Source organism: Streptomyces hygroscopicus (assembly GCF_026168105.1).
Classification (GTDB): Bacteria; Actinomycetota; Actinomycetes; order Streptomycetales; family Streptomycetaceae; genus Streptomyces; species Streptomyces hygroscopicus_D.
In genome coordinates, this window is record NZ_LBMW01000025.1 from 43,302 (window position 1) to 55,713 (window position 12,412).

Annotated in this window: 11 protein-coding genes and 1 pseudogene; 5 read left to right on the top strand and 7 right to left on the bottom strand. The window is 71.5% G+C overall.

The genetic code is table 11. The features are described from left to right. Positions 1–95: 95 nt before the first annotated feature. From AAW14_RS23185 to AAW14_RS23215, 7 genes and pseudogenes are all read right to left on the bottom strand, one after another. Positions 96–1,143 (bottom strand): annotated as a pseudogene (locus AAW14_RS23185) (zinc-dependent alcohol dehydrogenase family protein). A gap of 289 nt (positions 1,144–1,432) precedes the next feature. Beyond that, positions 1,433–2,311 (bottom strand): sterol desaturase family protein, encoded by an 879-nt coding sequence (locus AAW14_RS23190; protein ID WP_265565857.1) that lies wholly within the window; start codon positions 2,309–2,311, stop codon positions 1,433–1,435. A gap of 103 nt (positions 2,312–2,414) precedes the next feature. Next, positions 2,415–3,125: a VIT1/CCC1 transporter family protein gene (locus AAW14_RS23195; RefSeq protein WP_265565858.1), complete on the bottom strand. Its 711-nt coding sequence runs from the start codon at positions 3,123–3,125 to the stop codon at positions 2,415–2,417. A 59-nt stretch (positions 3,126–3,184) separates the two neighbouring features. Beyond that, complete coding sequence (locus AAW14_RS23200; protein WP_265565859.1) at positions 3,185–4,423, bottom strand: amidohydrolase family protein; 1,239 nt, start codon at positions 4,421–4,423, stop codon at positions 3,185–3,187. Beyond that, positions 4,420–5,706 (bottom strand): amidohydrolase family protein, encoded by a 1,287-nt coding sequence (locus tag AAW14_RS23205; protein WP_265565860.1) that lies wholly within the window; start codon positions 5,704–5,706, stop codon positions 4,420–4,422. The genes AAW14_RS23200 and AAW14_RS23205 overlap by 4 nt, the downstream gene beginning before the upstream one ends. Positions 5,707–5,717: 11 nt before the next feature. Continuing rightward, positions 5,718–6,602, bottom strand: a complete 885-nt coding sequence (locus AAW14_RS23210; RefSeq protein ID WP_265565861.1) for an SDR family NAD(P)-dependent oxidoreductase — start codon at positions 6,600–6,602, stop codon at positions 5,718–5,720. Then, positions 6,599–7,399, bottom strand: a complete 801-nt coding sequence (locus AAW14_RS23215) for an acetoacetate decarboxylase family protein (RefSeq protein ID WP_265565862.1) — start codon at positions 7,397–7,399, stop codon at positions 6,599–6,601. Before AAW14_RS23215 ends, AAW14_RS23210 begins: the two co-directional genes overlap by 4 nt. Positions 7,400–7,499: 100 nt before the next feature. On the opposite strand from AAW14_RS23215, the gene AAW14_RS23220 reads away from it, so the two are divergent. The 5 genes from AAW14_RS23220 to AAW14_RS23240 all read left to right on the top strand — a co-directional run bounded on the left by AAW14_RS23220 (position 7,500) and on the right by AAW14_RS23240 (position 12,409). Beyond that, entirely contained in the window at positions 7,500–8,174 is a 675-nt protein-coding gene (locus AAW14_RS23220) for a TetR/AcrR family transcriptional regulator (protein ID WP_265565863.1), read from the top strand. A gap of 144 nt (positions 8,175–8,318) precedes the next feature. Next, entirely contained in the window at positions 8,319–9,296 is a 978-nt protein-coding gene (locus AAW14_RS23225) for a DEDDh family exonuclease (protein ID WP_265565864.1), read from the top strand. Positions 9,297–9,406: 110 nt separating this feature from the next. Next, positions 9,407–9,640 carry a hypothetical protein gene (locus AAW14_RS23230; RefSeq protein ID WP_265565865.1) on the top strand — a complete coding sequence of 78 codons (234 nt, stop codon included), beginning with the start codon at positions 9,407–9,409 and terminating at the stop codon, positions 9,638–9,640. 68 nt (positions 9,641–9,708) lie between these two features. Further along, on the top strand, positions 9,709–10,533 hold the full coding sequence (locus AAW14_RS23235) for an SURF1 family protein (RefSeq protein WP_265565866.1): 825 nt from the start codon (positions 9,709–9,711) through the stop codon (positions 10,531–10,533). A 91-nt stretch (positions 10,534–10,624) separates the two neighbouring features. Next, positions 10,625–12,409: a glycoside hydrolase family 15 protein gene (locus AAW14_RS23240; RefSeq protein ID WP_265565867.1), complete on the top strand. Its 1,785-nt coding sequence runs from the start codon at positions 10,625–10,627 to the stop codon at positions 12,407–12,409. The last annotated feature ends 3 nt before the right edge of the window (positions 12,410–12,412 follow it).

Consider the following 12,412-nt stretch of genomic DNA (forward strand, 5'->3'; position numbering starts at 1 on the left):
GCCGGTCTTCCGGAGGCCGGTCTTCCGGAGGCCGGTCTTCCGGAGGCCGGTCATCGGGCGGCCGGAATGATCGGCCGTTGGTGACGGGCGCCTGATCAGCCGTTGGTGACGAGCACCTTGAGGGCGGTGCGCTCGTCCATCGCCTGGTAGCCCTCGGGCACGCCCTCGAAGTCGACCGTCCGGTCGAAGACCGGTGAGGGGTCGATGGTGCCGTCCAGGACGTCGGGCAGCAGCTCCGGGATGTACGCGCGCACGGGTGCGGCACCGCCGCGCAGGGCTATGTTCCGGTCGAACATGACGCTGAGGTCGAGTCCGGTGCCGCTGCCGTGCGGGACGCCGACGAAGCCGATGGCGCCGCCGTCGCGGGTGATGTGCACCGCGGTCCGCATCGACTGTTCGGTGCCGACGGCCTCGACGACCGCGTGCGCACCCTGGCCCCGGGTCAGTTCGCGGACGGCCTCCACGGCGGCGTCCCCGCGTTCGGCGACGACGTCGGTGGCGCCGAAGCGGCGCGCGATCTCCGTACGGACCTCGTGGCGTCCGAGGGCGATGATCCGCTCGGCGCCGAGCCGCTTGGCGGCCAGCACGGCGCACAGCCCGACGGCGCCGTCCCCGACCACGGCGACGGTGGCGCCCGGACGGGCTCCCGCGCCGACGGCGGCGTGATGCCCGGTGCCCAGGACGTCGGAGAGCGTCAGCAGCGCGGACAGCAGACGGTCGTCGGAGACGGCCTCCCGGGGCAGTCGGACGAGGGTGCCGTCGGCGAACGGCACGCGCACGGCCTCGCCCTGTCCGCCGTCGTAGCCGACCGAGCCCCAGAAGCCGCCGTGCTCGCAGGAGGTGGTGAGCCCCTCGCGGCAGTAGTCGCAGACGCCGTCGGACCACATGAAGGGCGCCACTACCAGGTCGCCGCGCCGCACGCCGGTCACGTCCGAGCCGGTCTCCTCGACGATGCCGAGGAACTCGTGCCCGATGCGCTGGCCCGGCTGACGGGGCGCCTCACCACGGTAGGCCCACAGGTCGCTGCCGCAGATGCAGGGCCCGCAGCACACGGACGACCGCGTCGGTGGGCAGCTGCACCAAGGGCTCGGGCACGTCCTCCACCCGCATGTCGTAGGGGGCGTGGATGGTGGTGGCGCGCATGGCGAGGGTCCTTCTCGTGCGTTCGGTGCTGTGCTGGTGCGCTCGGGGGGTGGTCGAGCGCACTTCACCGTACGCCGCCGCCGGCGCCCGTTGCTCGTCGAGGGTCCCGCGGGACCAGCAGGAACTGCGCCGCGGCATGGTGATCGACGATCCGGAAGTCGGGCCACGGGAACTGCGGCCGGTGGGCGACGCCGGTCGCGATGAGCGTGTCGGAGAGCCGCCCCACCCGAGTAGCGGCGCCGCGGCCAGGGCCCTGCTCTTCACACGCGCGAGGCGCGCGGGCGGTGTCTCACGCGGCGTGCTCCCCGGCGACGGGCGCCGCCGTGGCGGGCGTCCTCTCCTGCGGCCGCCAGCCGGGCCCGCGGAACACCCGCCCGGCCCGCTCGCCCCAACTGCCCGCCGCCTTGAGGTCCTTGGCGATGGCCACGTACTCGTGCGTGGCGACCTTGAGCGGGTTGTACGTCCGGATGTTCTTGGTCAGCCCGTACACGGGCCGCTCGGTCTCGGCGACGAACGATCCGAACAGCCGGTCCCAGACGATGAGGATCCCGCCGAAGTTGCGGTCCAGGTAGCCGCCCTGGGACGAGTGGTGCACGCGATGGTGCGACGGCGTGTTGAAGACGAACTCGAACCACCGGGGCATCTTGTCGATGCGCTCGGTGTGGATCCAGAACTGGTAGACGAGGCTGGCGGAGGAGCAGAACGCCAGCACGGCCGGGTGCACGCCGGCGGCGACCAGCGGGACGTAGAAGGGCCACACGGTGAGCGACGTCCAGGGCTGGCGCAGTGCGGTGGTGAGGTTGAACTTCCGGCTGGAGTGGTGGACGACGTGGCACGCCCACAGGATCCGGATGACGTGGTGGCCGCGGTGGGACCAGTAGTAGAAGAAGTCCTGCGCGAGCAGCATCAGCGGAACGGTCCACCACAGGAAGGGCACGCGCAGCGGCGTCAGCGCGTGCACGGCGCTGTAGATCGCGACGATCGGGAACTTCCACAGGAAGTCGAAGAAGAGACTGCCGAGCCCCATGCCGACACTGGTCGCCGCGTCCGTGACCTCGTATCCGGCGTCGTCCTCGTCGGGATGCAGCCGGACGCTGATGATCTCGACGATCGTGAGCAGCACGAAGGCAGGTATGGACCAGACCACGACATCGGGGAGGTTCGGCATGCAGGCACGGTAGAACCGCCGGTCGGCCGCGGCCAGGGGCTGTTACCCACAAGTATTACCGGGGGTATGCGCTTGCTTGTTGGTGATCTCCGCCAACCGACGGTCACACGCCCGCCGCCCCCAGCAGCGTTCCCGCCGCATAAGTGACCCCCATGGCCAGCGCCCCGCCCGCCACGTTCCGTGTCACCGCCCGTCCCGGCCTTGCGGCGCCCAGGCGGGCGCTGGCCCAGCCGGTGAGGACGAGTGCAGCCAGGACGGAGAGGACCGTCACCGGGAGCCTGAGGCCCGCGGGCGGGAGCACGATGGCCAGCAGCGGCAGCAGTGCCCCCACCGTGAAGGCCAGGAAGCTCGCCCATGCCGCGTGCCAGGGGTCGGCGAGCTCGTCCGGGTCGATGCCGAGTTCCACGCGCGCGTGGGCGCGCAGCGCGTCCCGTTCCGTCAGCTGTGCGGCTGCATCCCGCGCCACGTCCTTCGACAGGCCCCGCTCCTCCAGCAGTTCCGTCAGCTCCTCGAGTTCCGCCTCCGGCTGTTCCCTCAGCTCCCGCCGCTCCAGGGCCAGCGCCGCCCTCTCCGAGTCGCGTTGGGTCGACACCGACACGTACTCGCCCGCCGCCATCGACATCGACCCCGCCAGCAGGCCGGCCAGTCCCGCCGTGAGCAGCGTCGAACGGTCGGTCGTCGCGCCGGCGACACCGACCACGAGGCCGGCGGTGGAGACGATGCCGTCGTTGGCGCCGAGGACCGCGGCCCGCAGCCAGTTCAGTCGCGAGCCGAGCGCGCCCGCGTGAGCCTCGTCGTGCGTGGGTTCCGTCACACGGGGAGGATGGCACCCCAAGTGCCCTCATCGCCGTACCGACTCGGGCCACGGGCCGGTCACCAGACGCGCACCGACCCTCCCCGCGCGAAGACCGGGCTCGTCGCGTCCGCCGGAGGCCGGGGCAGCGGTTCGGCGATCTCCTTCACCGTCGGGCCCGTCCTCGCCGCGATCGGATCGAGGACGGACAGGTCGAAGCCGTACACCCGGGCCGCGTTGCCGCCGACCATCGCCGCCACCTCCTCGGGCGGCACGCCCGCGTACGCGAAGCGCAGGCCCTCCCTCGAGTAGGGGTGGGTGCCCTCGTCGTGCGGGTAGTCGCTCCCCCACATGATCTTGTCGAGGCCGATACGGTCCCGCAGCGGCACCTCGTGCGGGCGCATGAAGCTCGCGCCGACGAAGCAGTTCGTGCGCCACACCTCCGAGGGGCGCTTCCCCATGGAGGCCTCGAGGCCCGCACCGAACTTGGACTCCGCGGTCGATGCCGTCGACCCGTTCGTCGCCGCCTCGACCAGCCGGCCGTGGTAGTAGTCCAGCATGTCGAGCACCCCGGGGATCCAGCCCGAGCCCTGCTCGGTCAGCACCAGCTTCAGCCCGGGATGGCGCCGGAAGGCCCCGCCGAAGATCAGGTGCCACAACGCCCGGTGCGAGAACCAGGTCGTCTCGACCATGAAGACGGCCCGCGCCGCGGGTTCGTCACCGAGCGGCGGCGACGCGGAGCCCGCGTGGTGGTTCACGGGGACGTCCAGTTCCTCGCACACCGCCCAGATCGGGTCGTACGACGACGCATACAGCTCGGGCAGGCCCGAGCCCGGCGGTGTGCCGGGCAGCAGCAGGCCGCCCCGCAGGCCCGCGCCGACCGCCCACCTGATCCCCCGCACCGCCTCCTCGACGTCGTTCAGGAGGATCTGGAAGACGCCCGCCCGGCGGCCGGGGGCCGCCGCACAGAAGTCGGCGAGCCAGCGGTTGTGCGCCCGCAGGCCCGCCCACCGGCGCGCGAAGTCCTCCCGCGTGGGCGCGGGCGCCATCAGCGACCCGGACGGGAAGAACGGCGGGATCGTGTTCGGGAAGACGACCTCCGCGACGATCCCGTCCGCCTCCAGTTCCGCAAGGCGCCTGTCCGAGTCCCAGTTGCGCTCGGCCGTGTCGGCGAGCAGGTCCTCGTACGGATTGACGTAGGTGGCCGCCCAGGCGTCGAAGTCGTCGTGGTACCGCTTCTCCAGGTACGGCCGGTAATCCAGCAGGTCGGCCCCGGCGTGGCAGTCCGCCGAGATCACGGTGTAGCGGTCCTCGCTCACGGGGTCACCCCCAGGGCCGGAAAGTCTTCGCCGGTCAGCCAGTGGCGGCCCACCTGCCTCGAACGTGCCCAGGACGCCTCGACGGCTGCCTGGTCGTCGATCTGGCCGAGGTCCGCCGGAGTCGGGCCGATGCGCCGGGCGAGCGGGGTCAGCTTCGCCACGTCGAATCCGAAGGCCTCCGCAGCGGCGAGGCCGAGCATGCGCCGCGTCTCCGCCACGGGGATGTCGTGGAAGGTCCGCTTCAGCCATGCGCGGGTGTCGGGCCAGGTGCCCTCGGGGTGTGGGAAGTCGCTGCCCCAGAGGATGTTGTCCACGCCGATCTCGTACCGCTGGGCCAGTTCACGCCGCTTGGTGTTGGTCGCGCAGATGAAGACCTGGCGGTCCAGGTACTCGTGCGGAGGGCGCTTGAGTTCGGCGAAGGGGGAGAGTTTCTTGCCGCCGTGCGCGCCCAGGTACAGACGGTCCATGAACCAGAGCAGGTTCGGCAGCCACCAGCAGCCCGACTCCGCCACGCCGAACCTCAGACCGGGATGACGTTCGAAGACGCCCGACCACAGCAGGAACCAGAGAGGACGAGCGGGCCACCAGGTCACCTCGCTCACAAAGATCCCCAGGTGGTCCCCGTACTCGTGCCGGGGCGCCGCACCCGAGTGGGTGAGGACCGGCATTCCGCACTCGGCCGCAGCCGCCCACACCGGGTCGTAACGGCGGTCGTGGTACGGCTCCTTGCCACCCCACAGAGAGGGGATCATCAGCGCGCCCAGCCCCGAGGCCCGGGCACGATGCACCTCCGCGACGACACGGCCGGTGTCCGCCGTGACGGGCAGCAGGGCCACCCCGCAGTGGCGTTCGGGGTGGTGGGAGACGAACTCGGCGAGCCAGCGGTTGTGCGCCCGCGCGCCCGCCATCCCCAGCTCCGGGTCCTGGTCGCCGGAGAGCCCGAGGCCCACACCGAAGGGCGCGGCCGTCCGGCTGTCGACCGCGTCGGCGTCCGGGAAGACCACCTCGGCAGCCACTCCGTCGCCGTCCAGTTCCTTGAGGCGCTGCGCGGGCTCCCAGCCTCCGCGAAGGCCCTCCTCGTTGTCGTTGAACCACCTGTCGGCGAACGCCTCGTTGCGGATGCCGAGCCGGGTCATCTCCTCACGGCGGCGCTCCCGCCCCGCGAGGAAGTCGTCGAAGTCCCGGTGGAAACGGCTCTCCAGATAGGGCCGGTACTCCTCGGTGGGCAATCCGGCATGGCAGTCGGAGGAGATGATCAGATATGGGTCCTGGTGGTCGGTCACGGCAGCCCCTGTCAGTCCAGAATGAAGCTTTCGAGGTACGACGGGTTCGCGCGGTCGAGCATCGAGCGTGCCCGCGCCCTGATCTGTGCGTCGCTGTGCTCGCTGTCGGGCAGCAGCCAGAAGCGGTCCGCGCGGACGCCGTCCACCACCAGACCGGCGACCTCCTCGACCGGTGTGAACCGCACCTCGTGCCCCGCCGCCCGCATCGCGGCCTCCCACTGGGCGAGGTCCCGGTACGGGGTCCTGCGGGGCTTCCGCTTGGCGTACCGCGCCGGCCTGTTGCGGTGCGATTCCCACAGCCCCGTCCGCAGCATGTGCGGTCCCGGGAAGAGCACGGAGGCGCCCACGCGCGCGTGCTCCGCCTTCAGGTGGGCGTACAGGGACTCGGTCATCGTCACGACGGCCGCCTTGGTGACGGCGTACACCGAGGCGGTGGGCAGCGGTGCGACACCGCCGTCGCCCGACGAGGTGTTGACGATGTGCCCGGGTTCACCTCCGGCGATCATGCGCGGCACGAACGCCTGGATGCCATGGAAGACACCCCATACATTGACCGCGAAGGCCCAGGCCCAGTCGTTCGGGTCGTGCTCCCACATCCGGCCCTCGGCTCCCGAGCCGACGCCCGCGTTGTTGCACAGCACATGGACGGCGCCGAAGCGCTCGTACACGTCCTCGGCGAGCGCGAGGACCTCGGCGCGCTCGCCGACGTCCACCACGCGCGCGTGGACGACGGCTCCTCCTTCGCGCAGCAGGGCCGCGGCCTTCTCCAGGGCCCCTTGCTCCACATCCGCGAGGACCACCCGCAGACCCTCGGCGGCGAACCGCCGCGCCATGGCGAGCCCGATGCCGCTCGCCGCGCCCGTCACGACGGCGACCTGTCCGGCCCCCAGCTTCATCGCACGCTCCCCTCGGGAGGCCCGTCCAGGACCTGCTGCGGGTCGTCGTAGCGCTGGTGGACGTACGGCAGCAGGGCCTCGGCGCCGACCCGTTCGACCACGGTGCCCCGCTGGTCGCTGGTCTTCTCGCCGAGGGTGACCTCGACCAGCCGGAGCACCGGGAGGTCGGCGACGGGGTCGTACGGCGACTCGCGCAGGACCACTTCCCCCGCGATCCGTTCCAGCCTGCGCACCTTCTCCTCGCGTACGCAGTGCACGAGGAGGGGATCGCCGTCGAAGCCCGAACCGTCCACCGCCGGGAGGAACTTGAAGTAGAAGTCGGTCTTCCGTTGCGGCCCCGGCAAGGGCAACTCTCCGGTGACCGAGCCGTGCACCTCCACGAACGCGATGCCGTGGCGGGCCAGACGGGCACGGACGACGGGGCCGTCGCGCTCGACGCTCACCTCGCCGAGCTTCTTCGGCTCGCCGAAGACCTCACGGCCTCCGGTCAGGGCGCGTTCGTGGGTCATCGGCATGACGAGCGGATACCAGCCCTCGACGCCGTCGTGCGCGGCGGCGACCGCGAACGAGCCCGCGCCCAGCGGGTATCCGGGCAGATCCACCGTGCTGATGTTCACCCGCACCAGGGGACGCCCGATGGGTTTGAGCGGCGGCGGCAGCACCGCCGCGATCGCGTCCGGGTCGCTCTCCCAGACGGCCACCACACCCGTGGACCAGATATCGGGGAGCTTGGTCTGCGTGGCGCGCGCGGCGGCGATCTCCGCCCCGGTCCGCGCGCCGTAGCGCACTCGTGCCATGTCGTACCGCCCTTCTTCTGATGGGCCGTCACCTGTAACAGGGTTACAGCACACGGCGTGCGGGGTAAACAGGGCTGCACGGGCGGAAGTTGGGGGGACCATGGCGAGAGCGGCGCTGACCCGGGAGGAGGTCCTGGACGCTGCCGCGAGCCTGGTGAGGCAGCACGGTCCGGGCGTGCTGACGATGCGCAAGCTCGCCGCCGAGCTGGGCACCGCCGTCACCTCGATCTACTGGCACGTCGGCAACCGCGACTCCCTGCTCGACGCCCTCGTCGAGCGGACCGTCGCCGACCTCGGCGAGATCCGCCCCTCGGGGTACACGCCCGCGGAGCGCGTCGTCTCCGTCGCGCGCGCCCTGCGCCGGCAGCTGCGCGACCACCCCCACCTGATCGCGATGGTCCACGAACGCGGTCTGACGGAACGGATGTTCCTGCCCGCCCAGCAGGCGCTGGTGCATGAGGCGCACGCGGCGGGGCTGCGTGGCACCGTGGCCGCCGACCTCGTACGCGCCGTGCAGTTCCAGGTGGTCGGGCATGTGCTGGTGGAGCGCAACCGCGAACGCGCCCCGGTGCAGAACCCGGGAGAGGAGGAACTGTGGCGCACCGCGCCCGCCGAGGACGATCCGGCCCTCGCCCGTGCGCTGGCCGGCCCGCTGGACACGGAGCGACTGTTCGTCACGTCCGTGCGGGCGTTGGTGCACGCCCTGCTCGCGACTTCCACGCATCCCGCAGATACGCGCCACGAAAGCCGCGCAGAAGAACAACCGGGACAATGACTGACTCCTCGTCGGCAGCGTCCGGGGCGAACTCGGCTTCCGAAACGCGGGGTTGTGCGCGCCCCGGCGTGCAAGCGGCGCAGGCCCAATGCGAGGTGCGGGGGTGCGCTGGACTGTCGGTCATGGCCCGTATCCTCAGTGACCATGCTCAAGGACCGTACGACCGCAGCGCCCCCGGCACCCTGGCCGACCGCGTATCCCGAGGGGTACGCGGTCGTCGACGTGGAGACCACGGGCCTGGCCCGGGACGACCGGATCATCTCGGCGGCCGTCTACCGCCTGGACGCGCGCGGCGAGGTCGAGGACCACTGGTACACGCTGGTCAACCCGGAGCGTGACCCCGGCCCGGTGTGGATCCACGGTCTGACGAGCGAGGCGCTCGAAGGGGCGCCGCTCTTCCGGGACATCGCGGAGGAGTTCACGGCCCGGCTCCACGGCCGCGTACTCGTCGCGCACAACGCGGTCTTCGACTGGTCGATGATCGCCCGGGAGTACGCGCGCGCGGAGCGCGAGGCACCGGTCCGTCAGCGGCTGTGCACCATCGCGCTCTCCAAGGAGCTGGGCCTGCCGCTGGCCAACCACAAGCTGGAGACCCTGGCCGCCCACTTCGGCGTCGTCCAGCAGCGGGCGCACCACGCGCTGGACGACGCACGCGTGCTGGCCGAGGCGTTCCGGCCGAGTCTGCAGGCCGCGGTGCGGGACGGCGTACGGCTGCCGCTGCTGGAGTGCCGCCCGCTGACGGAGTGGGCTGCCTCCCCCACGATCGGCCGGCAGGCCTCGGGGAGCTACCCTCCGGGCAGTTGGCGCCCCTCACGCAAGCGCCCCGCCTGCCCCTACCCCAACCCTGGACGGTACGAAGAAGGCAAACGACTCAAGCAGGGCATGCGGGTGGCGTTCTCCGGGGACACCTCGGTCGACCGCGAACTGCTGGAGGACCGCGCCGTCGAGGCGGGGCTGCATGTCGCGACGAGCCTGTCCCGGCTCACCAGCCTGCTCGTCACCAACGACCCCGACTCGGGCACGTCGAAGACGGTCAAGGCACGGCAGTACGGCACACCGGTGATCGACGAGGCGGCGTTCGGCCAGCTGCTGCGGGACGTGGAGCCGGCGTCGGGGGACTGACCCACGGGGAGGGGCGCTCGCCCGCAGGGGCCCGTACGGACGGGTGATTGCCGTGCGACTCGCCCGGCGCCCCCTCGCTCGTGCCGCGGCGACGGCTCACGCTGTGGCGCATGGCACGTTGCGAGGTCTGCGGAAACGACTACGGCATGACGTTCGAGGTGCACGCGCAGGGCGCGGTGCACGTCTTCGACTGTTTCTCCTGCGCCATCCACCGCATGGCACCGATCTGCGAACACTGTCGTGTCCAGATCATCGGACAGGGCGTCGAGGTCGAGGGCCACTGGTACTGCGGCGCCCACTGCGCGCGCGCCGAAGGGAGGGTGGGGATCGTCGACAGCGTCTGACCCGGCACCGGAAGGACCTTCCGGTACCCGCCTGAATGCGCCCCACGACCGAGTTGTACGGTCGTGGGGTGTACCGCTTCCTGTTGTCCCGGCAGTGGGTGATCCTCACCCTCGTGGCCCTGCTGCTCACCCCGACGATGATCAGGCTGGGTTTCTGGCAGTTGCACCGCCACGACCACAGGCAGGCGCTGAACAAGGTGATCAACGACTCGCTGGCGGCGCAGCCCGTGGCCGTCGAGTCGCTCACCTCGGTCGGCGGCGCGGTCGCGCACGGCGACATCTACCGCCGGGTGACCGCGAAGGGCCACTTCGACACGGCGCACGAACTGGTGGTGCGCCGTCGTACGAGCACGGACGACCAGGTCGGCTACCACGTCCTGACTCCGTTCGTGCTGGACAACGGCAGGACGCTGCTCGTCAACCGGGGCTGGATCGCCTCCCCCGCCTCGCAGACCGCCTTCCCCAAGATCCCGGCACCCGCCCAGGGTGACATCACGGTCACCGGTCGGCTGATGCAGGACGAGACGACGGCCGCGAGCGGCATCAAGAACGTCAAGGGGTTGCCGGACCGCCAGATCATGCTGATCAGCAGCAAGCAGATCGGCACGCTCCTGCGCGACGCGGGCGACACCTCCGCCAAGGAAGTGCTCGGCGGCTACATCGAGCTGACCTCTCCGGCCCCCAAGGGCGGCAGCCCCGAACTGATCCCGTCGCCCAAGGAGGACACCAGCTGGATCGGGCTCGGTGACATCAATCTGCCGTACGCGATCCAGTGGTGGCTGTTCGCGGCGGGTGTCCCCGTCGGCTGGGTGATCCTGGTCCGCCGTGAGGCACGGGAGCGTGCGAAGGCGGCCGAGGAGACGAACAAGGAACCGGCGCCGGCCGCGGCCTGACGTACGGCCGGACCGCCCGACGGCGGGCGACCGTCACTCACCCGGCCCCGCCCCTGATTGCCCCGTCCGCCCATCGGGAACCGGGAACTGCGTGGACCTGCGCATCGAGGACTACGCGCTCATCGGCGACGAGCACACCGCAGCCCTGGTCGGCCGCGACGGCTCCGTCGACTGGCTGTGCCTGCCGCGCTTCGACTCGCCCGCCTGCTTCGCCAAGCTGCTCGGCACCGAGGACCACGGCCACTGGAGGATCGCACCGAAGGGCGCCCAGCTGTGCACCCGCCGCGCCTACCGTCCCGACACCCTCGTCCTCGACACCGAGTGGGACACCCCGGACGGCTCGGTCCGCGTCACCGACTTCATGCCCCAGCGCGACCGCGCCCCCGACCTCGTACGCGTCGTCGAGTGCCTCGACGGCCACGTCGCCATGCGCGGCCAGCTCAGGCTGCGCTTCGACTACGGCTCGATCATTCCGTGGATGCGGCGAGCCGACAGTCACCGCGTGGCCGTCGCGGGACCCGACTCGGCGTGGGTGCGCAGCCACCCCGAGGTGCGCACCTGGGGCAAGGACTTCGCCACCCACTTCGAGTTCACCCTCGAGAAGGGGGACAAGGTCGCCTTCGTCCTCACCTGGCATCCCTCGCACCGGCCCCGCCCTGCGTTCGGCGACCCCTTCGAGGCGCTGGACAGCAGCGTCGAGGACTGGCGCGCATGGGCGGCGCAGTGCCGTTACCGGGGCCCGCACCGGGACGCCGTGGTCCGCTCCCTGATCACCCTGAAGGCCCTCACCTACGCGCCCACCGGCGGCATCGTCGCCGCCCCCACCACCTCGCTGCCGGAGAAGCTGGGCGGCGTCCGCAACTGGGACTACCGCTACAGCTGGCTGCGCGACTCGACGCTCACCCTGGAGGCCCTGCTGGGGGCCGGTTACCACGAGGAGGCCGAGGCCTGGCGCGACTGGCTGCTGCGCGCGGTCGCCGGCGACCCGGCGGACCTGCAGATCATGTACGGCCTGTCGGGCGAGCGGCGACTGCCCGAGTACGAGCTGTCCTGGCTGCCCGGCTTCGGGGGCTCGGCGCCGGTCCGCATCGGCAACGAGGCGGTGAAGCAGCTCCAGCTCGACGTGTACGGCGAGGTCATCGACTCGCTGTCGCTGGCACGCAGAGCGGGCCTGCCGGTCAAGCCGCACATGTGGCGGGTGCAGTGCGCGCTGATGGAGTTCCTGCGAAAGGCCTGGCGGCAGCCGGACGCCGGGCTGTGGGAGGTGCGCGGCGAGCGCCGCCACTTCGTGTACTCGAAGGTGATGGCGTGGGTGGCCGCCGACCGCGCCGTACGCGCCCTGGAGAGCAGCCCCGGGCTCGCGGGAGATCTCGAGGGCTGGCGGGCCATGCGCGACGAGGTGCACCGGGAGGTCTGCGAACGCGGTTACGACCCCGAGCGGAACACCTTCACGCAGTACTACGGCTCGCGCGCGCTCGACGCGTCGCTGCTGCTGATCCCCCGCGTGGGCTTCCTGCCGCCGGACGACCCGCGGGTGACCGGCACGATCGACGCGGTGCGCGCGGAGCTGTCGTACGACGGATTCCTGCGCCGGTACTCCCAGGACCGCTCCGACGTGGACCCGCTGCCCGGCAGCGAAGGTGCCTTCATCGTCTGCTCGTTCTGGCTCGCGGAGGCCCTGCACCTCATCGGCCGGCCGGACGAGGCCCGCGAGCTGTTCGAACGGCTGGTGGGGGTCTGCAACGACGTCGGTCTGCTCGCCGAGGAGTACGACCCGGAGACCGGCAGCCTGCTCGGGAACTTCCCGCAGGCCTTCAGCCACCTGGGCCTGGTGGGGACCGCCCTCGCCCTCTACGGGGCCGAGACGGCAGTATAGGGC

Excerpts from the sequence above, each read along its gene's own strand:
- AAW14_RS23190 (WP_265565857.1), bottom strand. The coding sequence starts at position 2,311 with ATGCCGAACCTCCCCGATGTCGTGGTCTGGTCCATACCTGCCTTCGTG.
- AAW14_RS23230 (WP_265565865.1), top strand. The coding sequence starts at position 9,407 with ATGGCACGTTGCGAGGTCTGCGGAAACGACTACGGCATGACGTTCGAG.
- AAW14_RS23220 (WP_265565863.1), top strand. The coding sequence starts at position 7,500 with ATGGCGAGAGCGGCGCTGACCCGGGAGGAGGTCCTGGACGCTGCCGCG.
- AAW14_RS23210 (WP_265565861.1), bottom strand. The coding sequence starts at position 6,602 with ATGAAGCTGGGGGCCGGACAGGTCGCCGTCGTGACGGGCGCGGCGAGC.
- AAW14_RS23215 (WP_265565862.1), bottom strand. The coding sequence starts at position 7,399 with ATGGCACGAGTGCGCTACGGCGCGCGGACCGGGGCGGAGATCGCCGCC.
- AAW14_RS23225 (WP_265565864.1), top strand. The coding sequence starts at position 8,319 with ATGCTCAAGGACCGTACGACCGCAGCGCCCCCGGCACCCTGGCCGACC.